19 protein-coding genes are annotated in these 20,112 nt (G+C 71.1%); 11 read left to right on the forward strand and 8 right to left on the reverse strand.

Translation table 11 applies throughout. The annotated features are described in order from the left end of the window. Positions 1–11: 11 nt before the first annotated feature. Positions 12–905 carry a 1-aminocyclopropane-1-carboxylate deaminase/D-cysteine desulfhydrase gene (locus tag AC07B0_RS07780; protein WP_467290403.1) on the forward strand — a complete coding sequence of 298 codons (894 nt, stop codon included), beginning with the start codon at positions 12–14 and terminating at the stop codon, positions 903–905. Positions 906–957: 52 nt separating this feature from the next. Here the strand turns inward: AC07B0_RS07780 and AC07B0_RS07785 are convergent, their stop codons facing one another. After that, a complete protein-coding gene (locus AC07B0_RS07785) occupies positions 958–2,541 on the reverse strand; it encodes a Na+/H+ antiporter (RefSeq protein WP_478897295.1) in 1,584 nt (527 codons plus the stop codon). A gap of 55 nt (positions 2,542–2,596) precedes the next feature. Between AC07B0_RS07785 and AC07B0_RS07790 the strand changes: the two genes are divergently transcribed. The 3 genes from AC07B0_RS07790 (at position 2,597) to AC07B0_RS07800 (ending at position 4,486) form a co-directional block, all read left to right on the forward strand. Beyond that, positions 2,597–2,857: a UBP-type zinc finger domain-containing protein gene (locus AC07B0_RS07790; RefSeq protein WP_469376793.1), complete on the forward strand. Its 261-nt coding sequence runs from the start codon at positions 2,597–2,599 to the stop codon at positions 2,855–2,857. Positions 2,858–3,071: 214 nt separating this feature from the next. After that, positions 3,072–3,485 carry an ATP-binding protein gene (locus AC07B0_RS07795; protein ID WP_008741530.1) on the forward strand — a complete coding sequence of 138 codons (414 nt, stop codon included), beginning with the start codon at positions 3,072–3,074 and terminating at the stop codon, positions 3,483–3,485. Between the two features lie 11 nt (positions 3,486–3,496). After that, a complete protein-coding gene (locus tag AC07B0_RS07800) occupies positions 3,497–4,486 on the forward strand; it encodes an RNA polymerase sigma factor SigF (protein WP_356874657.1) in 990 nt (329 codons plus the stop codon). Between the two features lie 20 nt (positions 4,487–4,506). Here AC07B0_RS07800 and AC07B0_RS07805 read toward each other — a convergent pair whose 3' ends face one another. Continuing rightward, complete coding sequence (locus AC07B0_RS07805) at positions 4,507–4,986, reverse strand: hypothetical protein (RefSeq protein ID WP_467290400.1); 480 nt, start codon at positions 4,984–4,986, stop codon at positions 4,507–4,509. An 84-nt stretch (positions 4,987–5,070) separates the two neighbouring features. Here AC07B0_RS07805 and AC07B0_RS07810 point away from each other — a divergent pair, with 84 nt between their 5' ends. Next, entirely contained in the window at positions 5,071–6,036 is a 966-nt protein-coding gene (locus tag AC07B0_RS07810) for a diacylglycerol/lipid kinase family protein (protein WP_356874442.1), read from the forward strand. Between the two features lie 319 nt (positions 6,037–6,355). Then, positions 6,356–6,613: a WhiB family transcriptional regulator gene (locus AC07B0_RS07815; protein WP_004937597.1), complete on the forward strand. Its 258-nt coding sequence runs from the start codon at positions 6,356–6,358 to the stop codon at positions 6,611–6,613. 218 nt (positions 6,614–6,831) lie between these two features. On the opposite strand, the gene AC07B0_RS07820 is transcribed toward AC07B0_RS07815, so the two are convergent. Further along, positions 6,832–8,301 carry a sensor histidine kinase gene (locus tag AC07B0_RS07820; protein ID WP_478897297.1) on the reverse strand — a complete coding sequence of 490 codons (1,470 nt, stop codon included), beginning with the start codon at positions 8,299–8,301 and terminating at the stop codon, positions 6,832–6,834. 480 nt (positions 8,302–8,781) lie between these two features. Then, entirely contained in the window at positions 8,782–9,375 is a 594-nt protein-coding gene (locus tag AC07B0_RS07825) for a TetR/AcrR family transcriptional regulator (protein WP_478897299.1), read from the reverse strand. 85 nt (positions 9,376–9,460) lie between these two features. Between AC07B0_RS07825 and AC07B0_RS07830 the strand changes: the two genes are divergently transcribed. Then, positions 9,461–10,222: an SDR family oxidoreductase gene (locus AC07B0_RS07830; RefSeq protein ID WP_356874449.1), complete on the forward strand. Its 762-nt coding sequence runs from the start codon at positions 9,461–9,463 to the stop codon at positions 10,220–10,222. 320 nt (positions 10,223–10,542) lie between these two features. Next, a complete protein-coding gene (gene nagB / locus AC07B0_RS07835; RefSeq protein WP_469376789.1) occupies positions 10,543–11,328 on the forward strand; it encodes a glucosamine-6-phosphate deaminase in 786 nt (261 codons plus the stop codon). A gap of 124 nt (positions 11,329–11,452) precedes the next feature. On the opposite strand, the gene AC07B0_RS07840 is transcribed toward nagB, so the two are convergent. The 4 genes from AC07B0_RS07840 to AC07B0_RS07855 all read right to left on the reverse strand — a co-directional run bounded on the left by AC07B0_RS07840 (position 11,453) and on the right by AC07B0_RS07855 (position 16,343). Beyond that, entirely contained in the window at positions 11,453–12,937 is a 1,485-nt protein-coding gene (locus AC07B0_RS07840; protein ID WP_469376788.1) for a glycoside hydrolase family 3 protein, read from the reverse strand. A gap of 8 nt (positions 12,938–12,945) precedes the next feature. Next, positions 12,946–13,764: a carbohydrate ABC transporter permease gene (locus AC07B0_RS07845; RefSeq protein ID WP_356874661.1), complete on the reverse strand. Its 819-nt coding sequence runs from the start codon at positions 13,762–13,764 to the stop codon at positions 12,946–12,948. Positions 13,765–13,841: 77 nt separating this feature from the next. Beyond that, positions 13,842–14,861, reverse strand: coding sequence for a carbohydrate ABC transporter permease (locus AC07B0_RS07850; protein ID WP_356874455.1), 1,020 nt, complete (start codon positions 14,859–14,861; stop codon positions 13,842–13,844). 192 nt (positions 14,862–15,053) lie between these two features. Further along, positions 15,054–16,343 carry an extracellular solute-binding protein gene (locus AC07B0_RS07855; protein ID WP_356874457.1) on the reverse strand — a complete coding sequence of 430 codons (1,290 nt, stop codon included), beginning with the start codon at positions 16,341–16,343 and terminating at the stop codon, positions 15,054–15,056. Positions 16,344–16,632: 289 nt separating this feature from the next. Here AC07B0_RS07855 and AC07B0_RS07860 point away from each other — a divergent pair, with 289 nt between their 5' ends. The 3 genes from AC07B0_RS07860 (at position 16,633) to AC07B0_RS07870 (ending at position 20,001) form a co-directional block, all read left to right on the forward strand. After that, complete coding sequence (locus AC07B0_RS07860; RefSeq protein ID WP_356874459.1) at positions 16,633–17,397, forward strand: GntR family transcriptional regulator; 765 nt, start codon at positions 16,633–16,635, stop codon at positions 17,395–17,397. 130 nt (positions 17,398–17,527) lie between these two features. Next, a complete protein-coding gene (locus AC07B0_RS07865; protein WP_356874461.1) occupies positions 17,528–19,780 on the forward strand; it encodes a carbon starvation CstA family protein in 2,253 nt (750 codons plus the stop codon). 23 nt (positions 19,781–19,803) lie between these two features. Further along, a complete protein-coding gene (locus tag AC07B0_RS07870; protein WP_469376943.1) occupies positions 19,804–20,001 on the forward strand; it encodes a CstA-like transporter-associated (seleno)protein in 198 nt (65 codons plus the stop codon). Positions 20,002–20,112 lie beyond the last annotated feature (111 nt).

Genomic DNA, 20,112 nt, shown 5'->3' on the forward strand with positions numbered 1-20,112 from the left:
ACAATGAACGGGTGACCCACCCCGAACTGCGCCCCCGCCCGCCGTCCCCGCTGGTCGAGGCGCCCGACGAACGCTTCGCCGCGCACGGCGTCCGGCTCCTGCTCAAGCGGGACGACCTGGTGCACCCGGAGCTGCCCGGCAACAAGTGGCGCAAGCTCGCGCCCAACCTCCGGGCCGCCCTGGACGCGGGCCACGACCACCTCGTCACCTTCGGCGGCGCCTACTCCAACCACCTGCGGGCCACCGCCGCCGCCGGCCGGCTGCTCGGGCTGCGCACCACCGGCGTCGTGCGCGGGGACGAACTGGCCGGGCGGCCCCTCAACGGCTCGCTCGCCCGGTGCGCGGCGGACGGGATGGGCCTGCACTTCGTGACCCGCTCCGACTACCGCCGCAAGACCGAGCCGGGGACACGGGACCGGCTGCTCGCCCGGGCCGGCGCCGAGGGCGCGTACGTCGTGCCCGAGGGCGGCAGCAACGCGCTCGCCCTGCGGGGCTGCGCCGAGCTCGGCCGCGAGCTGCGCGGCCGCGCGGACGTCGTGGCCGTGGCCTGCGGTACGGGCGGCACCCTGGCCGGCCTCGCGGCCGGCCTCGGCACCGGCCAGCGGGCCCTCGGCGTACCGGTCCTCGCGGGCGGTTTCCTGGGGGCGGAGATACGTTCCCTCCAGGCGGCCGCCTTCGGGGGCCCGGCCGGTGACTGGAGCCTGGCCGAGGGCTTCGACCACGGCGGCTACGCCCGCGTCCCGGCCGCGCTGGACGCCTTCGCCGCCGACTTCGCCTCCCGCCACGGCTTCCCGGTCGAGCGGATCTACGTGGCCAAACTGCTCTGGGCCCTGGCCGCCCTCACCGAGTCGGGAGCCTTCCCGCCGGGCACCACCCTGGCCGCCGTCATCACGGGCCGGCCCTGACCCGCCGCGTCCGCGGCGGAGGGGGGAGGCCCCGGCTCCCCCGGACGCGGGGTCAGGCCGACTCCTCCCGGTAGGCCGCGGCCTCCTCCAGGTCCAGCCGGCGCAGCAGCGCGCGCAGCATCTCGTCGTCGATCCGCCGTGCGTCGCGCAGGGTCACGAACACCTCCCGCTCGGCCCCGATCATCTCCCGGGCGAGCCTGCGGTAGACCTCGTCGGCCGACTCCCCCGTCTGCGGGTTGACCTCGCCGAGGCGCTCCCACACCGCGTTGCGGCGGCGTTCGAGCACCGTGCGCAGCCGGTCCACCAGCGGTGACGGGAGGGCGTTGTGGTCCGTGTCCTCCAGCAGTTCCGCCAGCCGTTCCTCGGCCGCCCGCGAGGCCTCGCTCTGCGCCTGCGCCTCGGCGAGGGTCTCGGCATGGACGTCGCGGGGAGGCAGTTTCAGCAGCTTGATCAGCGGCGGCAGGGTCAGGCCCTGGACGACCAGGGTCCCGATGACCGTCGTGAAGGTGAGGAAGAGGATGAGGTTGCGGTGGGGGACGTCCAGCGGCACGGAGAAGGCGATCGCCAGCGACACGACCCCGCGCATGCCGGCCCAGCCCACGACCACCGGGGCCTTCCAGTTGGTCTCCGGCTCCCGCCGCCGGATCCGCTCGGACAGCCAGCGCGGTACGAACGTCGCCGGGAACACCCACACGAACCGCGAGACCACCACCACGAGGAACACCACGACCGCGTACCAGGCGGCGGAGGGCCCCTGGTACTCCCCCAGCCCCTTGAGGACCACCGGCAGCTGGAGTCCGATCAGCGCGAAGACCACCGACTCCAGGACGAAGGCGACCACCTTCCACACCGCCTCCTCCTGGAGCCGGGTCGCGAAGTCGACCTGCCAGTTCCGGTGGCCGATGTACAGGGCGACGACGACCACCGCCAGCACTCCCGAGGCGTGCACCCGCTCGGCCGCCGCGTACGCCACGAACGGGATCAGCAGCGACAGGGTGTTCTGCAGGAGGGGCTCCTTCAGCCGCTTGCGCAGCTGGTGGATCGGCACCATCAGCAGCAGGCCCACGCCGACCCCGCCGACGGACGCCAGCAGGAACTCCGCCAGAGCGCCGGCCCAGCCCGCGCTGACCCCGACCGCCGCGGCGAGGGCCACCTTGTAGGCGGTGATGGCGGTGGCGTCGTTGACCAGCGACTCGCCCTGGAGGATGGTCGTGATCCGGTTCGGCAGCCCGAGCTTGCGGGCGATCGCGGTCGCCGCCACCGCGTCCGGCGGCGCGATCACCGCCCCCAGCACCAGCGCCACCGGCAGCGACAGCCCCGGCACGACCAGGTAGGCCGCGTACCCGACGGCCAGCGTCGCGAAGAGCACGTACCCGACGGACAGCAGCGCGACCGGCCTGATGTTGGCGCGCAGGTCCAGGTACGAACTGTCCACGGCGGCCGTGTGCAGCAGCGGCGGCAGCAGCAGGGGCAGCACGATGTGCGGGTCGAGGACGTACGCCGGCACGCCCGGCACGTACGCCGCCACCAGTCCGACCGCGACCAGCAGCAGCGGCGCCGGCACCGGCGTCCGGCGGGCCAGCCCCGCGACGGCCGCGCTGGCCGCCACCAGCGCCACCAGCGGCAATACCTCCATGACGTTCCACCCTCATCGCGTCGTGCACCCGCAGCCTGGTCGTACGCTGGCCATCATGAGCGAGTGCACCCACGTTGCAGAACTGCCGCGCCCCGAGCCCGTCCCTCATGCGCTGACCTGCCCGGAATGTGAGGTGCTCGGCAGCCATCCGGTGCAGTTGCGGATGTGTCTCCAGTGCGGATACGTGGCGTGCTGCGATTCCTCCCCGTACCGTCATGCCACCGCGCACCACAAGGAGTCCGGCCATCCGGTGATGCGGAGCTACGAGCCGGGGGAGACCTGGCGGTGGTGTTTTGTCGACGGTTCGATCGTCTGAAGCGGGGTAGGTCAACCCTCCGCCGGTTCCCCCGAATTGGGCCCGCAGACCCCTAGCCACTGTGCGTACCCATGGGCTTACCATCAGTCACTGGACGCACGGCCGGCCGGCCCGGGCGCCCCGAAAGGGGTGCCGTGAGGGGTGCCGCGACACGATCACCCGGATCGCGATAGCGTCACCGGCGAACAGAGCTCGTACCACCTTGGAGGTGAGGGTGTCCCAGATCGCAGGCGAGCCCGGGACCCAGGACTTCGTGGAAGTCCGGCTGCCCGCTGCGGGTGCCTACCTGTCCGTGCTGCGAACGGCCACGGCCGGCCTCGCAGCCCGTTTGGACTTCACTCTCGACGAGATCGAGGACCTCCGCATCGCGGTGGACGAGGCCTGCGCGATCCTGCTCCAGCAGGCCGTGCCCGGCTCCGTCCTCAGCTGCGTCTTCCGGCTGGTGGACGATTCGCTGGAGGTGACCGTCTCGGCGCCGACCACCGACGGCCGCGCACCGGAGCGCGACACGTTCGCGTGGACGGTGCTGTCGGCCCTGGCCGGCAAGGTCGAGGCGACGGTCGAGGAGAACCGGACAGTGAGCATCAGTCTCTACAAACAGCGCGGCGCGGGGCCAGGCCCGGCGTGAGCGGCGGGGAGATCCCGGTGCGGGGCGGGGATCGGCCCCGGGTACGGCACGAGGTCGACGGCGGCATCCCGGAGCAGCAGCACGCCCGGCCGCACCCGGCTGACGCGGATGCGGAAGACGGCTTTTTGGACTCGGCGGAGCGACGGGCGGGCCCTATGAGCGAGAACCAGCACGACCAACCACAGCCACCGGAGGCCGCTGCCACGGCCCCGGCGGCACCGGCTCCGCCGCTGGCGCTGCCGGATCCGCGGGACCGCAGCGGAGCGCGGGCCCTGTTCTTCGAGCTGCGCGAGCTGCCCGAGGGCTCGCCGGAACGCGCCGAGCTGCGCAACCGGCTGGTCCGGATGCACCTCCCGCTGGTCGAGCACCTGGCCCGGCGGTTCCGCAACCGCGGGGAGCCGCTGGACGACCTGACGCAGGTCGCGACCATCGGCCTGATCAAGTCGGTCGACCGGTTCGACCCGGACCGCGGGGTCGAGTTCTCGACGTACGCCACGCCCACGGTCGTCGGCGAGATCAAGCGGCACTTCCGTGACAAGGGCTGGGCGGTACGCGTCCCCCGGCGGCTGCAGGAGCTGCGGCTGTCGCTGACCACGGCGACGGCCGAGCTGTCGCAGCAGCACGGCCGCTCCCCGACGGTCCACGAGCTGGCCGAACGGCTCGGGATCTCCGAGGAGGAGGTGCTGGAGGGGCTGGAATCGGCCAATGCCTACAGCACGCTCTCCCTGGACGTCCCGGACACGGACGACGAGTCCCCGGCGGTCGCGGACACGCTGGGTTCGGAGGACGAGGCGCTGGAGGGCGTCGAGTACCGCGAGTCCCTCAAGCCGCTGCTGGAGGGGTTGCCGCCGCGGGAGAAGCGGATCCTGCTGCTGCGGTTCTTCGGCAACATGACCCAGTCGCAGATCGCGCAGGAGGTCGGCATCTCCCAGATGCACGTGTCCCGTCTGCTGGCCCGCACGCTGGCGCAGCTCCGGGAGAAGCTCCTCGTCGAGGAGTAGGGGTCAGGGAGCGGGAGGGGTCATCGGGCCTGTTCGCCGGGCCCGATGCCGAGCGCCTCGGTGGCCGTCGGGTTCACGAGCAGGGCGCCGACGGCGACGGCGGTCAGGGCCAGGGCCACCGCGGCGGCGGTCATCGCACCGCCGGTGGTCCACAGGGTCCACGCCACCGGCATCGCCATCAGCTGGGTGATCAGTGCCGGGCCGCGGCTCCAGCGGCGGCCCAGGCGCAGTCCGCGCGCGGCGATCAGCGGGAGCGCGGCGAGCGCGAGCAGGGTCACTCCCCCGGTCTCGGCCTGCTGCGGGGAGTCGGGGTCCCCGGCGATGCCGACGAACAGCATGTAGACGCCGAGGCCGGCCAGGGCCAGCCCCTCCAGGGCGGTGAGCACGGCGGCGGCGGTGAGCCGGCCGGGCAGCGCCGCGGGGGCGGCGGGCGCGGCGGGCTCCGGGGCCCGCTTCGCGGTCGGCTTGGCGGTCGGCTTCGGGCGCGGCTTCTTACTCACCCCAGCAGGGTAGCCGCGCGCCGTCGGCGCGGGACGGGACGGTCGGTAGGGGATGCTCGGGGAGGGGTGGGTACTCTGGCGGTCATGCGTGCACTCCTCGTGGCCAACCCAGCAGCGACGACCACCAGTGCGCGCACGCGCGACGTCCTGACCCACGCGCTCGCCAGCGAGATGAAGCTGGAGGCGGTGACCACCGAGTACCGGGGGCACGCCCGCGACCTGGGCCGCAAGGCCGCGCACGAGGGCCTCGACCTGGTGGTGGCCCTCGGCGGTGACGGCACGGTCAACGAGGTGGTCAACGGGCTCCTGCACGACGGGCCGGATCCGGAGCGGCTGCCGAGGCTGGCGGTGGTCCCGGGTGGTTCCACGAACGTCTTCGCCCGTGCGCTGGGGCTGCCCAACGACGCGGTCGAGGCGACCGGCGCCCTGCTGGACGCGCTGCGCGAGCAGCGCGAGCGGACGGTGGGTCTGGGTCTGGCCGCCGGCTCGCCGGGCACCGAGGACGAATCGGTTCCGGCCCGCTGGTTCACGTTCTGCGCGGGCTTCGGCTTCGACGCGGGTGTGGTGGGGCGGGTCGAGCAGCAGCGGGAACGCGGCAAGCGTTCGACGCACGCCCTGTACGTGCGACAGCTCATGCGCCAGTTCTGGGAAGAGCCGAACCGCAGGAACGGCACGGTCACGCTGGAGCGTCCCGGCCAGGACCCGGTGACGGACCTGGTGCTGTCGATAGTCTGCAACACCTCCCCCTGGACGTACCTGGGGAACCGGCCGCTGTACGCCTCTCCGGAGGCGTCGTTCGATACCGCGCTTGACGTATTGGCGCTCAATCGTTTGTCAACTCCGGCCGTCGCCCGGTACGCGACACAGCTCCTGACCTCGACTCCTGAGCGCGGCCCGCACGGCAAGCACGCGGTGTCTCTGCACGATCTGACCGACTTCACCTTGCATTCGAAGGTTCCGCTGCCGTTCCAGATGGACGGCGATCACCTCGGACTGCGCACCAGCGTTCGGTTCACAGGCGTACGCCGTGCACTGCGTGTGATTGTGTGAGTGGAAGGGCCAAAAGTCCTTTCACTCGAACGTTTACACGCCGGTCCACCCCCAGGAACTAGGGCTGTGACCTAGTAGACACCGACGAATCCAAAAAAACTTTCCGGAAGGGGTTGTATCCCCGTCCGAGGTTTGCGAATCTCTACATGGCGATCGGGACAGCCCGCAGCACCCGGCACCCACACAGAGCGCCAGAACCCCTCCACGCATCTCGGACCGCACCAGGCAACTGGGCGTCGGCCCTTCCCTCACGGGGGGATTCGTGAAAGCGTTCACATTCACAAGCAACCTGCCCGCAATACAAGGAGATGGAGCAGCCATGGACTGGCGTCACAACGCCGTTTGTCGTGAGGAAGACCCGGAACTCTTCTTCCCCATCGGCAACACCGGTCCTGCGCTGCTGCAGATCGAGGAAGCCAAGGCCGTCTGCCGCCGCTGCCCCGTCATGGAGCAGTGCCTGCAGTGGGCGCTCGAGTCCGGTCAGGACTCCGGCGTCTGGGGCGGTCTCAGCGAGGACGAGCGCCGCGCGATGAAGCGCCGCGCCGCTCGCAATCGGGCGCGCAACGCCACCGCCTGACATCGACTTTCGAGCCTCGAGCCGCAGCGCGTAGTACCCATAGCAGCGCTCAGCAACGTGCTCTTGAGCCCCGGACCGGGACTCCTCCCAGCTACCGCTGGGGGTGCCCCCTGGTCCGGGGCTCAGTGCTTTCCCCGCCACTTTTGCCGGCGCTTTTCGCGGCGCCTGCCCCGGTGGCGCCGCTTCCGCCCCGTCACGCTGGGTGACGGGGTGGGGGGCTACTTCTGGGGGCTGGCCGGGATGTCGAGGACGACCTTCGTGCCGCGCGGCTCGGCCCGCAGCATGTCGAACGTTCCGCCGAGCTCCCCCTCCACGAGGGTCCGTACGATCTGCAGCCCGAGGTTGCCGGCCCGCTGGGGGTCGAAGCCCTCGGGCAGGCCGCAGCCGTCGTCGAGCACCGTGATCAACAGCCGGGCGTCGGCGCGGCCGCTGCCGGAGCGGATCGCGGACACCTCGACCGTGCCGCCCTCCCCCTGCGTGAAGGCGTGTTCCAGCGCGTTCTGGAGCACCTCGGTCAGCACCATCGACAGCGGGGTGGCGACCTCCGCGTCCAGGATCCCGAAGCGGCCGGTGCGCCGGCACTGCACCTTGCCCGGGGAGATCTCGGCGACCATCGCGATCACGCGGTCGGCGATCTCGTCGAACTCCACCCGCTCGTCGAGGTTCTGAGACAGCGTCTCGTGCACGATCGCGATCGAACCGACGCGGCGCACGGCCTCGTTAAGCGCCTCGCGGCCGTTCTCCGAATCCATCCGGCGGGCCTGGAGCCGCAGGAGCGCGGCCACCGTCTGGAGGTTGTTCTTCACCCGGTGGTGGATCTCCCGGATGGTCGCGTCCTTGGTGATCAGTTCGCGTTCGCGACGGCGGAGTTCGGTTACGTCGCGGCACAGGACGAGGGAACCGATGCGGGTCCCCTTGGGCTTGAGCGGGATCGCGCGCAGCTGGATGACCCCGCCGTTGCCCTCGACCTCGGTCTCCCGGGGGGCCCAGCCGCTGGCCAGCTTGACCAGCGCCTCGTCCACCGGGCCCCGGGACGGGGCGAGTTCGGCGGTGGTGGTGCCCAGGTGCTGGCCGACCAGGTCGGCGGCGAGGCCGAGCCGGTGGTACGCGGAGAGCGCGTTCGGGGACGCGTACGTCACCACGCCCTCGGCGTCGAGCCGGATCAGGCCGTCCCCGACGCGCGGGGAGGCGTCCATGTCGACCTGCTGGCCGGGGTAGGGGAAGGAGCCCGCGGCGATCATCTGCGCCAGGTCGGAGGCGGACTGGAGGTAGGTCAGCTCCAGCCGGCTCGGTGTACGCACAGTGAGCAGGTTGGTGTTGCGGGCGATGACGCCCAGCACCCGGCCCTCGCGGCGGACGGGGATCGACTCGACGCGGACCGGCACCTCCTCGCGCCACTCCGGGTCCCCCTCGCGCACGATCCGGCCCTCGTCGAGGGCGGCGTCGAGCAGCGGGCGGCGGCCGCGCGGCACCAGGTGGCCGACCATGTCGTCCTGGTACGAGGTGGGGCCGGTGTTGGGGCGCATCTGCGCCACCGAGACGTACCGGGTGCCGTCGAGGGTGGGGACCCAGAGCACGAGGTCGGCGAAGGACAGGTCGGAGAGCAGCTGCCACTCCGAGACCAGCAGGTGGAGCCACTCCAGTTCGGCTTCACTGAGAGCGGTGTGCTGGCGTACGAGGTCGTTCATGGAGGGCACCTGGCGAGCGTACCCCGGGTACGGCCATGACTTTTCCCACGGCGAATACTCAGGAGTACCCAGGATGGGGTCCGTCCGCGTACTGTTGGAGGAAGTGACGGTGCGAAGAGACCCGTCATTGGATGGACAGAGCAGAATGGTCTAGTCCACAATTGACTCAGGCTTCCGCCCTCCCCGCACAGGAGGACGGATCGAGGTAACCGCGCGCTCTGCCCTGACCGCGCAGGCACCTCCCAACCGGCCGCCGGGAACCGCACACCCGACGGCCGTAAGTACTCCGGGCTACGGTGCCGGACGGGCTGAGGGTCCCGTCCTGCACCGTGGCCCAGAGGAATTTCAGGGCCGAATTCCGGGCCCGAATTCAGGAATTCCCCCAGTGGATCTTCCGCGGGGATCTTGCGCGGCGGATCTCGCGCGGTGGACCTCCCGCGGCGTCCCTCCCGGAGCGGGTCTTTCCCGCGGCGGTCCGGGTCAGGCCGGCCAGGCCAGCATCGCCCGCGCCGCCACCGCTTCCAGCTCTTCCCTGCTCGCCCCGTCGCGCGACTGCACGGACATCCCCTGGATCACGGCTCCCGCGTAGCGCGCCAGCGCCCCCGCGTCGGTGTCGGCGGGGAGCACCCCGGCGGCGACGTCCGCGCGGATCCGGCTCTCGAACATCCGCAGGTTGGCGTTCCGCCGCCGGCGCAGGGCCTCCGCCACTTCTTCGCTGGTGGTGTTCACGGCCGCGCTGATCACCATGCAGCCCGGCGGGTGGGCCGGGTCCGTGTAGACCTCGGCGGCCTCGAAGAGGATCCGCGCCACCGCGTCCCGGGCGGTGGGCTCCTCGGCCATGGCCACGTTCGCGAAGTCTCCGTAGCGGCCCCCGTACACCACGACGACCTCGTCGAAGAGCTTGCGCTTGTCACCGAAGGCCGCGTACAGGCTGGGCGCGCTGATGCCCAGGGAGGCGGTCAGGTCGGAGATGGACGTCGCCTCGTACCCGCGCTCCCAGAAGGCGAGCAGGGCCTTGTCGAGGGCGGCGTCGCGGTCGAAGGAGCGGGGCCTGCCGCGCTGTCCGGTCACCATGCGCAGATTCTATAGCGGTCGCTAGAGAATCTGGTACGGTCCCTTTCTGTAGCGACCACTAGAGAATGCTGAAGGGGGGCGCGTCATGGGCGTGCTCAAGGGGAAGACGGCACTGGTCACGGGCGGCAGCAGGGGGATCGGACGGGCGGTCGCGCAGCGGCTGGCCCGCGATGGAGCCCTGGTCGCGGTGCACTACGGACACGACCGGGCGGCGGCGGAGGAGACCGTCGCCGCGATCGGGGCCGCGGGGGGAACGGCGTTCCCGGTCCGCGCGGAGCTCGGGGTGCCGGGCGACGCGCAGGCGCTCTGGGCGGCGTACGAGGCCCATCCGCTGGCGACGGAGCACGTGGACGTCCTGGTGAACAACGCCGGCGGGGCGGCCTTCGCCGGCATCGCGGAAACGGACGAGGAGACCTTCGGGCGGATCCAGGACCTCAACGCCCGGGCGCCGTTCTTCGTGATCCAGCACGGACTGGCGCGGCTGCGGGACGGGGGCCGGATCGTCAACGTCACCGGCACCCCCCACCTCGCGCTGCCCGCGATCCTCGCCACCGTCATGGCCAAGGGCGCCGTGAACGCGCTGACCGTGTCCCTCGCCGCCGAACTCGCCCCGCGCGCGATCACCGTGAACTCGGTCGGCCCCGGCATCACCGAGACCGACCTGAACGCCGCCCTGCTCTCCGATCCCGCGACCCGGGAGCACCTGGCCGCCCGGTCGGTCTTCCGCCGGGTGGGCACCGCCGAAGAGGTGGCGGACGTGGTCGCCTTCCTCGCCTCGCCCGACTCCCGCTGGGTCACCGGCCAGCACCTGGACGCCACGGGCGGGCTCCAGCTCTCCCTGGTCTGAGGACCGCCGGGCCCTCTGCGGGTCTCCGTCACCTCGGCCAGGGCGCGGGGCGCGTCGGGGTCCTGGCCCCGGGCGACGGTGATCTCGTGGGCGAGGAGCTACGCGCCACCTCCGCGTCCCGGAATCCCCCGGGGCCGCCCGCGCCGCACGTCCGGAAGCCGTCCGGCCGGCGCCCCGCGCGCGGCCGCCGCCCGGGAGGCCGGGGCGGGCGATCGGGATCACGATGGATGGGGGCGAAGGCCCGCCACGGACGGGCCCGCTCTGCTAGATTGGTCTATACCACAATGTGACCGCACCCCTCTCAGATCGGCAGGCCCCGCGTGGAAGTTGTCATCGTCCCGGACGCCAAGGCAGGCGGCGAGCTCATCGCGGAGGCCATGGCCGCCCTGGTCCGCCGCAAGCCCGACGCCCTGCTCGGCGTGGCGACCGGCTCTACCCCGCTGCCCATCTACGAGGCCCTCGCCGCCAAGGTCAGGGCCGGCCTGGTCGACGCCTCGAAGGCCCGCGTCTGCCAGCTCGACGAGTACGTCGGCCTGCCGGCCGGGCACCCCGAGTCCTACCGCGCCGTCGTCCTCCGCGAGGTCGTCGAGCCCCTCGGCCTGTCCGAGGCCTCCTTCATGGGCCCGGACGGCTCCGCCGAGGACATCGTCGGCGCCTGCGACGCCTACGACCGCGCCCTCGCCGAGGCCGGCGGCGTGGACCTCCAGCTGCTGGGCATCGGCACGGACGGCCACATCGGCTTCAACGAGCCCTGCTCCTCCCTGGCCTCCCGGACCCGGATCAAGACGCTGACGGAGCAGACCCGCGTGGACAACGCGCGCTTCTTCGAGGACGACATAGACCAGGTGCCGCACCACGTCATCACCCAGGGCATCGGCACCATCCTCGACGCCCGCCACCTGGTCCTGCTGGCCACCGGCGAGGGCAAGGCCGAGGCCGTCGCGCAGACCGTCGAGGGCCCGCTGTCCGCCCTCGTCCCGGCCTCCGCGCTCCAGCTGCACCGGCACGCCACGGTCGTCGTCGACGAGGCCGCCGCCTCGAAGCTGAAGCTGGCCGACTACTTCCGCCACGCCTACGCCAACAAGCCCGCCTGGCAGGGCCTGTAGGAACCGGCACGACGAAGGGCCGGGCCCCCCTCCTCGGGGGCCCGGCCCTTTCGCGCGTCCGCCTCCACGGCGGAGCCGGGCACCCCCGTGACGGGTACCCGGCCCCGGTCCGGGGGCCGTGGTCCTACCGCGCGCCCGCGATGACCTCGGCGGCCGCGCGGCCGCAGACGCGGGAGGCGCCGTGCGTCGCCAGGTACAGCGCCCCGCGCGGCTCGGCGCGCGGCACGCCCATCTCGACGACCACGGTGTCCGGCCGGGCGGCGACCAGCGCGTCCAGGACCTCGGTCATCCACGGGTGCCGGTGCGCGTCGCGGACCACCGCGACGACCGTACGGCCGCCCGCGGCCGCCAGCACGTCCGCGGCGGCGGAGCCCTGCGGGTAGACGCCCGATTCGGTGCCCGGGACCAGCGCCGCCAGTTCCGCGGCCACGCCCCACGGGGTCTCGTCGCCGACGGCGATGTTCGCGACGGGGGCGAGCGTGGCGACGTAGGGGGCGGTCACGGGGGTGGTGGTGCCCGAGACGACGACCGCCCGGCGGGCCGCGGTCAGGCCGATGCCGGACGCGCCGCTCCCCTCCGGCCGCGCGTCCGGCCGGGCCCGGCGGGTCCAGTCCGCGAGGGCGCGCACCCGGGCGGCGGCGTCGGCGAGCCGTTCCTCGGGCAGCGCGCCCTCGCGGACGGCGGCGACCAGCGCGTCCCGCAGACGCAGTACGGTCGCCTCGTCGGCGAGTCCGCCGCCGACGCAGATGGCATCGGCGCCGGCCGCGATGGCCAGGACCGAGCCGCGCTCGATGCCGTACGTCCCGGCGATGGCGTTCATCTCCATGCCGTCGGTGACGATGAGGCCCTCGTAGCCGAGTTCCTTGCGCAGCAGACCGGTCAGGATCTGCGGGCTGAGCGTGGCCGGGCGGGTCGGGTCGAGGGCGGGCACCAGGATGTGCGCGCTCATGACCGCCTTGGAGCCGGCCTCGATGGCCGCCTTGAAGGGGATCAGCTCGCGGGCCTGGAGGGTGTCCAGGTCCACGTCGATGCGGGGCAGCGCGTGGTGCGAGTCCACGTTGGTGTCGCCGTGGCCGGGGAAGTGCTTGGTGCAGGCGGCGACGCCCGCGGCCTGGAGTCCCTCGACGTACGCGGCGGTGTGCCGGGCGGCGAGGGCGGTGTCGGCGCCGAAGGAACGGACGCCGATGACGGGGTTGTCCGGGTTGGAGTTGACGTCCGCGGACGGCGCCCAGTTGAGGTTGACGCCGCACTCGGCGAGCCGGCGGCCGAGCTCGCGGGCCACGTCGCGGGTCAGCGCCGTGTCGTCGACGGCGCCCAGCGCCAGGTTGCCGGGGAAGGACGAACCGCCGCGCACCTCCAGGCGCGTGACGTCACCGCCCTCCTCGTCGATGGCGACGAGTACGTCGTCCCGCTCGGCCCGCAGCTGCGCGGTGAGCGCGGAGAGCTGTCCGGCGGAGGTGATGTTGCGGCCGAAGAGGCCGACGGCGGTGAGGCCCTCTCCCACCCGGCGCAGCAGCCAGGCGGGGGCGGTGGTGCCCTCGAAGCCGGGCTGGAGGACGGCGAGGGCGTCGCGGGTCACCGTATCCGTGCGGTGCGCAAGGACAGTCATGTCGGCCGTTATCCCTTCACGGCGCCGGCGGTCATGCCGCCGACGGCCTTGCGCTGGAGGAAGATGAAGATCAGCAGGACCGGGACCGCGAAGAGCGAGGAGGCGGCCATGGTGGCGCCCCAGTCGCTGCCGAAGGCGGTCTGGAACTCGGTCAGCCACAGGGGGAGGGTCTGGGCGGTCTTGTCCTTGTTCAGGATCAGGACCATCGCGAACTCGTTCCAGGCGGTGATGAAGCCGAAGAGCGAGGTGGACATCAGACCGGGGGCGAGCAGCGGGAAGATCACCTTGCGGAAGGCCTGGCCGCGGGTGCAGCCGTCGATCTGGGCGGCCTCCTCCAGGGTCACCGGGACGGCGGCGATGAAGCCGCGCAGGGTCCAGATGGTGAAGGGGAGGACCATCACGAAGTAGATGGCGGTCAGCACGCCGATGTTGTTCAGCATCTCGGCGTCGCGGACGATCATGTACATCGCGATGACCATGACCTCCCAGGGCGCCATCTGCGCCATCATCACGGCGAGGACGAGGCCCTTGCGGCCCTTGAACTTCATGCGGGCGATGGCGAAGCTCGCGGCGAGGGCGACGAGCAGGGCCAGCAGGACCGCGCAGACGGTGACGATCAGGCTGTTGCCGACGTAGTTCCAGAAGTTCTCGACCCCGGTGGCCTTCTCGAAGTTCTTCAGCGTCGGGGTGAACACGAAGACGGGGTCCTTGCTGAGCATCTCGCTCGACGGCTTGAGCGCCGAGGAGAACATCCAGTAGACCGGGAAGACGAAGACGAGGGCCAGCAGGAGGGCGCCGGCGTTCTTGGCGACGGCTGCGGGGCGCAGCGGCCCGCGGGTGCGGAGCTTCTGCGCGGGCTTCGCGGACGGTGCGGACGGCGCCGGCTTCGGGGCGGTGGTCGTGCTCACTGCTCCTCCTCCTGCTTCAGGATCAGGCGGAAGTAGAAGGACATGACGATGATGAGGATCAGGATCGTCAGGACGGAGATCGCGGCGGCCAGGCCGTAGTGGAACTGGCTCTGGCCCTCGACGTAGGCGAAGACCGGGAGGATCTCGGAGGCGCGGTCGGGGCCGCCCTTGTTCATCGCGTAGACCTGGGTGAAGGCCTTGAAGACCCAGATCACTTCCAGGAAGGTGGTGATCAGGAAGAAGGGCTTCAGCTGGGGGAAGACGACCTTCCAGAAGGTCTGCCAGCCGTTGGCGCCGTCCATCCGCGCGGCCTCGTACAGTTCCGCTCCGACCGTGGTGAGGCCGGCGTACATGTTGAGGGCGACGAAGGGGACCGAGCCCCAGACCACCAGGACCGTGATGATCACCAGGGTGGAGAGGCCGGTCTCGAACCAGTTGTGCTGGTCGTAGCCGGCGAAGCCGGCGGTGCGCATGACCCAGTTCATGACGCCGAACTGCTCGTCGAACAGCCACTTGAAGACCTGCACGGAGGCGACGATCGGCATGGCCCAGGCCATCACCAGCGCCATCGACAGGACCAGGCGCATCCACTTGCCGAGCTTGTTGAGCAGGATGCCGATGAGGCAGCCGACGGCCATGATGAGCGCGACGTTGGCGAAGGTGAAGCCGAAGCTGCGCAGGACGACGGTCCAGAAGTCCGAGTCGCCGAGCAGCTGTGTGTAGTTGTCGAATCCCGCGAACGGGTACTTCCGCTGGATGAACTCGATCTTGTTGATGTCCTGGAAGGACAGGATCACGTTCTTGATCAGCGGATACAGCAGCAGTGTCGCGAGGCTGAGGACCGCGGGCAGGACGAGCAGATACGGCGCCCACCCCGAGGGGAGCGACTTTCTGCCCCCGCGAGGCGACGGATGGCTGGGGCCGGTACCGGTGCCGGGCACCTTCGGCCGTCCGGCGGACTTCAGTGGTGCGTCCTGTGGAGCGTCGGTGGTCGCTCCCTGGGAGTGCACGGTCATGTCTGGGCTTCCTCGCGGTTGACTGTGGAGTCAAATGCGCGACCGGGGGCGCGGCAGGCGCTGCGGGGCGCCTGCCGCACCCCCCGGTGCGTTCACACTGCTGGGTCGTGCGGGTGCTGCTCGGTCCGTCCGTACTGCCCGGACGGACCGTACTGCGGGTGCTGCGGGTGCTGCCGGTTCCGCGGGGCGGGACTACTTGTTGATGCGGCTCGCGATTTCCTTGTCCGCGTCCGCGCCCGCCTTGGCGGCGTCCTCACCCTTCAGGACCTTGGTCATGAACTCCTTGATGGGGTTCGGCTCGGTCTCGACGTTCGCCCAGCCCGCGGTGACCGGGGTGATCTTGCCGGAGACGGAGGCCTTGGCCATCGACTCGGCGAAGGAGCCCGGGGCGGCGGCGAAGTTCGCGGCGGCCTGGTTCGGGAGCAGGGCGCCCTCGGTGGCGGCGGCGTACTTGGTCATCTGGTCCTTGCCGGCGGCCAGCGCCAGCCACTCCTTCGCGAGCTCCTTGTTCTTGGAGCGCTCGGCGACGGCGAGGTTCGAGCCGCCCAGGAAGACGGAGCCCGGCTTGTCGGCGGTCTTGCCCGGGATCGGGAAGTAGCCGAAGTCGCCTTCCTTGCCCGCGTCCTTCAGGGCCTTCAGGGCGCCCTGGGCCTCCCAGCCGAGACCGATCCAGGACGAGACGCCGCCCTTGGGGATGATGTCGGTGGACTGCTGCGGGGTGGCCTCGTCCTTGTCCTTGGGGGCGGTGGAGAAGGACTGGAGCTTCTTGTAGAAGTCCATCGCGGAGGCGGCCTGCGGGGTGCCGAGCTGGCCCTTCCACTTGCCGCCGTCCTTGACGGCGAGGTCGCCGCCCTCGTCCCAGACGAAGCCGGCGAGGATGTACCAGCTCTGGCCGGGGAGGTAGATCGGCTGCGAGGCGGGGTCGGACGCCTTCAGCTTCTCCAGGCCGGCCACCCACTCGTCGCGGGTCTTCGGCGCGGTGATGCCGGCCTTCTCGTAGGCCTTCTTGTCGTAGATGACGACGCGGTTGGCGGCGTACCAGGGGGCGGCGTAGAGCTTGCCGTCGACCTCGGCGGAGGACGTCATGCCCTTCGACCAGGCGTCGGCGCCGAGCTTGGACTTGTCGTCCGACAGGTCGGCGAGGCCACCGGTGACGGCGTAGCCGACGGTCTGGGTGTTGCCGAGCTCAAGGACGTCCGGCGGGGTGTTCTCGGAGAGGGCCGTGGTGACCTTCTCCTGGATGCCGGTCCACTTCTGCTCCTCGACCTTGACCGTGACACCGGGGTGCTTGGCCGAGAACTCCTTGTTGACCTCGTCGATCCAGGCCTTCGGTGCGGAACCGTCCATCACCCAGACGGTGATCTCCTTGGCCGCGCCACCCGATGCGTCGGTCTTCGCCTTGTCGTCGGCACCGTCGCCACACGCCGCGAGGCCGATAACCATGCCCGCGACTCCGACCGCCGCGATGAGCTTGCGCTTCACGCCACCCTCCTCAGGGATGCTGCCTGCAACTTCCCTCGCCCACCGCGGTGACGTACCAAGTACTGCCCGTGGGGCCGGGATCCGATCCATATTGGTTTAGACCAGTACCCGGAGCTTGGCCTAGACCTTTAGGGGTGTCAAGGGTCTAATGAGCGGGTGCTCGGTCCGTTACCGGACCGACACCTGGGGGAGGGAGGAGGCCTGTCCTCCCACCCGTGTCACGATGTGACCGCACATATCGGAGGAGCCGGTGACGGCAGCGAAACTGGAGTCGGGAAGGCGGGCGTCGATGTCCACCGAAGGGGCGACCACGGAGCCGGAGGGCGGGCCGGCCACTCGGACGGCGCGCGTGCCCAAGTACTACCGACTCAAGCGGCACTTGCTCGACATGACCGAAACACTCCCCCCCGGCACGCCGGTCCCGCCGGAGCGCACGCTCGCGGCCGAGTTCGACACCTCCCGGACCACCGTCCGGCAGGCCCTGCAAGAGCTCGTCGTCGAGGGCAGGCTGGAACGGATCCAGGGCAAGGGGACCTTCGTCGCCAAGCCCAAGGTCTCCCAGCCCCTGCAACTCTCCTCGTACACGGAGGACATGCGGGCCCAGGGCCTGGAGCCGACGTCCCAGCTGCTCGACATCGGCTACGTGACGGCCGACGACACCCTCGCCGGGCTGCTCAAGATCTCCACCGGCGGCCGGGTCCTGCGCATCGAACGGCTGCGCCTGGCCAGCGGCGAACCGATGGCCATCGAGACCACGCACCTGTCGGCCAAGCGCTTCCCCGCGCTGCGCCGTTCGCTGGTCAAGTACACCTCCCTCTACACCGCCCTCGCCGAGGTGTACGACGTCCGTCTCGCCGAGGCCGAGGAGACCATCGAGACCTCCCTGGCCACGCCGAGGGAGGCCGGACTGCTCGGCACCGACGTCGGGCTGCCGATGCTGATGCTCTCGCGGCACTCGCTCGACGCCGACGGCGAACCGGTCGAATGGGTACGTTCGGTGTATCGCGGCGACCGTTACAAGTTCGTTGCCCGTCTCCAGAGGCCCGCATTGTGACGGCCGGTTGACTCCCGTTTGATCCTCAGTGGACGCTCGTACCGCTATGCGGACGGGGGCTTACGTCCAGCGGTCAAGCCCCCGTAGATTCCCTGCGCTTACGCAGCTGATCAACGAGGGGACGAGGATCATGCCGGAACCGGAAGCAACGGGGACATACCGGACTCCATCACCGGAGGGCGCGGCGGGTCCGGGTGACGGACCCGGCTCGCCCTCCCGGCCGGGCGGCCTCACTCCGCAGTCGATCGCCGTGTGGGCGCTCGTGGCCCTCATCGGGGCCATCGGCTGGGGCGTGCTCGCACTGTCGCGGGGCGAGGAGATCTCGGCCGCCTGGCTGCTCGCCGCCGCGCTGGGCTCGTACGCCATCGGATACCGCTTCTACGCCCGCTTCATCTCGCACCGTGTCCTGAAGGTGGACAAGACGCGGGCGACCCCCGCCGAACGGCTCGACAACGGTGTCGACTTCCATCCCACCGACCGCCGGGTGCTCTTCGGCCACCACTTCGCCGCCGTCGCCGGCGCGGGCCCGCTCGTCGGTCCCGTGCTCGCCGCGCAGATGGGCTACCTGCCGGGCACCATCTGGATCGTCGCGGGCGTCATCTTCGCCGGCGCCGTGCAGGACATGGTGACCCTGTTCTTCTCCACCCGGCGCGACGGCCGCTCGCTCGGCCAGATGGCCCGGGACGAGATAGGGCCCGTGGGCGGAGCCGCCGCCCTGGTCGCCGTGTTCGCCATCATGATCATCCTGCTGGCGGTGCTGGCCCTCGTCATCGTCAACGCCCTGGCGCACTCGCCGTGGGGCGTCTTCTCCATCGGCATGACCATCCCGATCGCCCTCTTCATGGGCGTCTACCTGCGCGTGCTGCGGCCGGGACGGGTCACCGAGGTCTCGGCCATCGGCGTCGCCCTGCTGCTGCTCGCCATCGTCGCGGGCGGCTGGGTCGCCGAGTCCTCCTGGGCGGACACCTTCACCCTGGAGAAGGAGACGCTGGTCGTCTGGATGATCGTGTACGGCTTCATCGCGTCGGTGCTGCCGGTGTGGCTGCTGCTCGCGCCCCGCGACTACCTGTCCACCTTCATGAAGGTCGGCACGATCGCGCTGATGGCGGTGGGCGTCGTCATCGCGATGCCGACCCTCCAGATGCCCTCGGTCACCGACTTCGCGGCGCGCGGCGACGGGCCGGTCTTCGCCGGCTCGATGTTCCCGTTCGTCTTCATCACCATCGCGTGCGGGGCCCTGTCCGGCTTCCACTCGCTGGTCTCCTCGGGCACCACCCCGAAGATGATCCAGAAGGAGACGCAGGTCCGGGTCATCGGCTACGGCGCGATGCTCACCGAGTCCTTCGTCGCCATCATGGCCGTGATCGCCGCCTGCATCATCGAGCCCGGCCTCTTCTTCGCCGTGAACTCCCCCGCCGGGGTCATCGGCACCACGGTCGACACCGCCTCCGCGGCCGTCACCAACTTCGGCTTCGCCATCAGCCCGGACGCCCTCGCGCAGGCCGCGAAGGATGTGGAGGAGAGCAGCCTGCTCTCCCGTACGGGCGGAGCGCCGACGTTCGCACTCGGAATGTCGGAGATCTTCTCGGCCGTCATCGGTGGCACCGCCATGAAGGCCTTCTGGTACCACTTCGCCATCATGTTCGAGGCCCTGTTCATCCTGACGACGGTCGACGCGGGCACCCGCGTGGGCCGGTTCATGCTCCAGGACACCCTCGGCAACGTGCACAAGTCCTTCAAGGACGTCAGCTGGAAGCCGGGCGTGTGGCTGGCGAGCGCCATAGTGGTCGGCGGCTGGGGCTACTTCCTGTGGGTCGGCGTCAAGGACCCGCTGGGCGGCATCAACCAGCTGTTCCCGCTGTTCGGCATCGCGAACCAGCTGCTCGCGGCAGTGGCCCTGGCGGTCTGCACGACGCTGCTCGTGAAGTCGGGCCGGCTCAAGTGGGCCTGGGTCACCGGGGTTCCGCTGGCGTGGGACGTGGCCGTCACCCTCACCGCCAGCTACCAGAAGATCTTCTCCGAGGACGTGAAGGTCGGCTTCTTCGCCCAGCGCGACAAGTACCAGGCGGGCATCGACGCCGACAAGGTCCTGCCGCCCGCCAAGACCATGGGCGACATGCACACCGTCGTCACCAACGCCACGGTCGACGGGGTGCTGTCGGTGCTGTTCGCGGTCCTGATCGTCATCGTGCTGGTGGACGCGGCCCGGACCTGCTTCAAGGCCATCGCCCACCCCGAGACGGTGCGCCTGTCCGAGGTCCCGTGGACCGAGTCGAAGATCGTAGCCCCGGCCGGGCTGATCGCCACGCCCGAGGAGAAGGCCGAGCTCGCGGCGGCCGGCCTCGACGCGGGCGGCGGCCGGGCGAAGACCCCCGTCGCATGAGCGGCACGAGCGCCGCGCGCGCGGTGAGCGGGGTCCGGGGCGCGCTGTCGAAGGCCCGGTTCTACGTACGGGAGTTCTCCGGCGAGGCCGCGTACGACCGCTACGTGGCCCACGCCCGCGCCCACGACCCGCACGCCGAGGTCATGACCCGGCGCGCCTTCGAGCGGGCCCGCACCGACGCCCGCGAGGCGGATCCCCGGGAGGGCTTCCGCTGCTGCTGAGCGGCACGCGCGAGGGCCCCGCCGGCCTCGTCCGGCGGGGCCCTCGCGCGTGCCCGGCACCGGACCGCCGGGATCCGGGCGTCCGCCCGCGGCCGTCGCGCACACTCGACG

This window comes from Streptomyces sp. NPDC044704 (assembly GCF_056433525.1).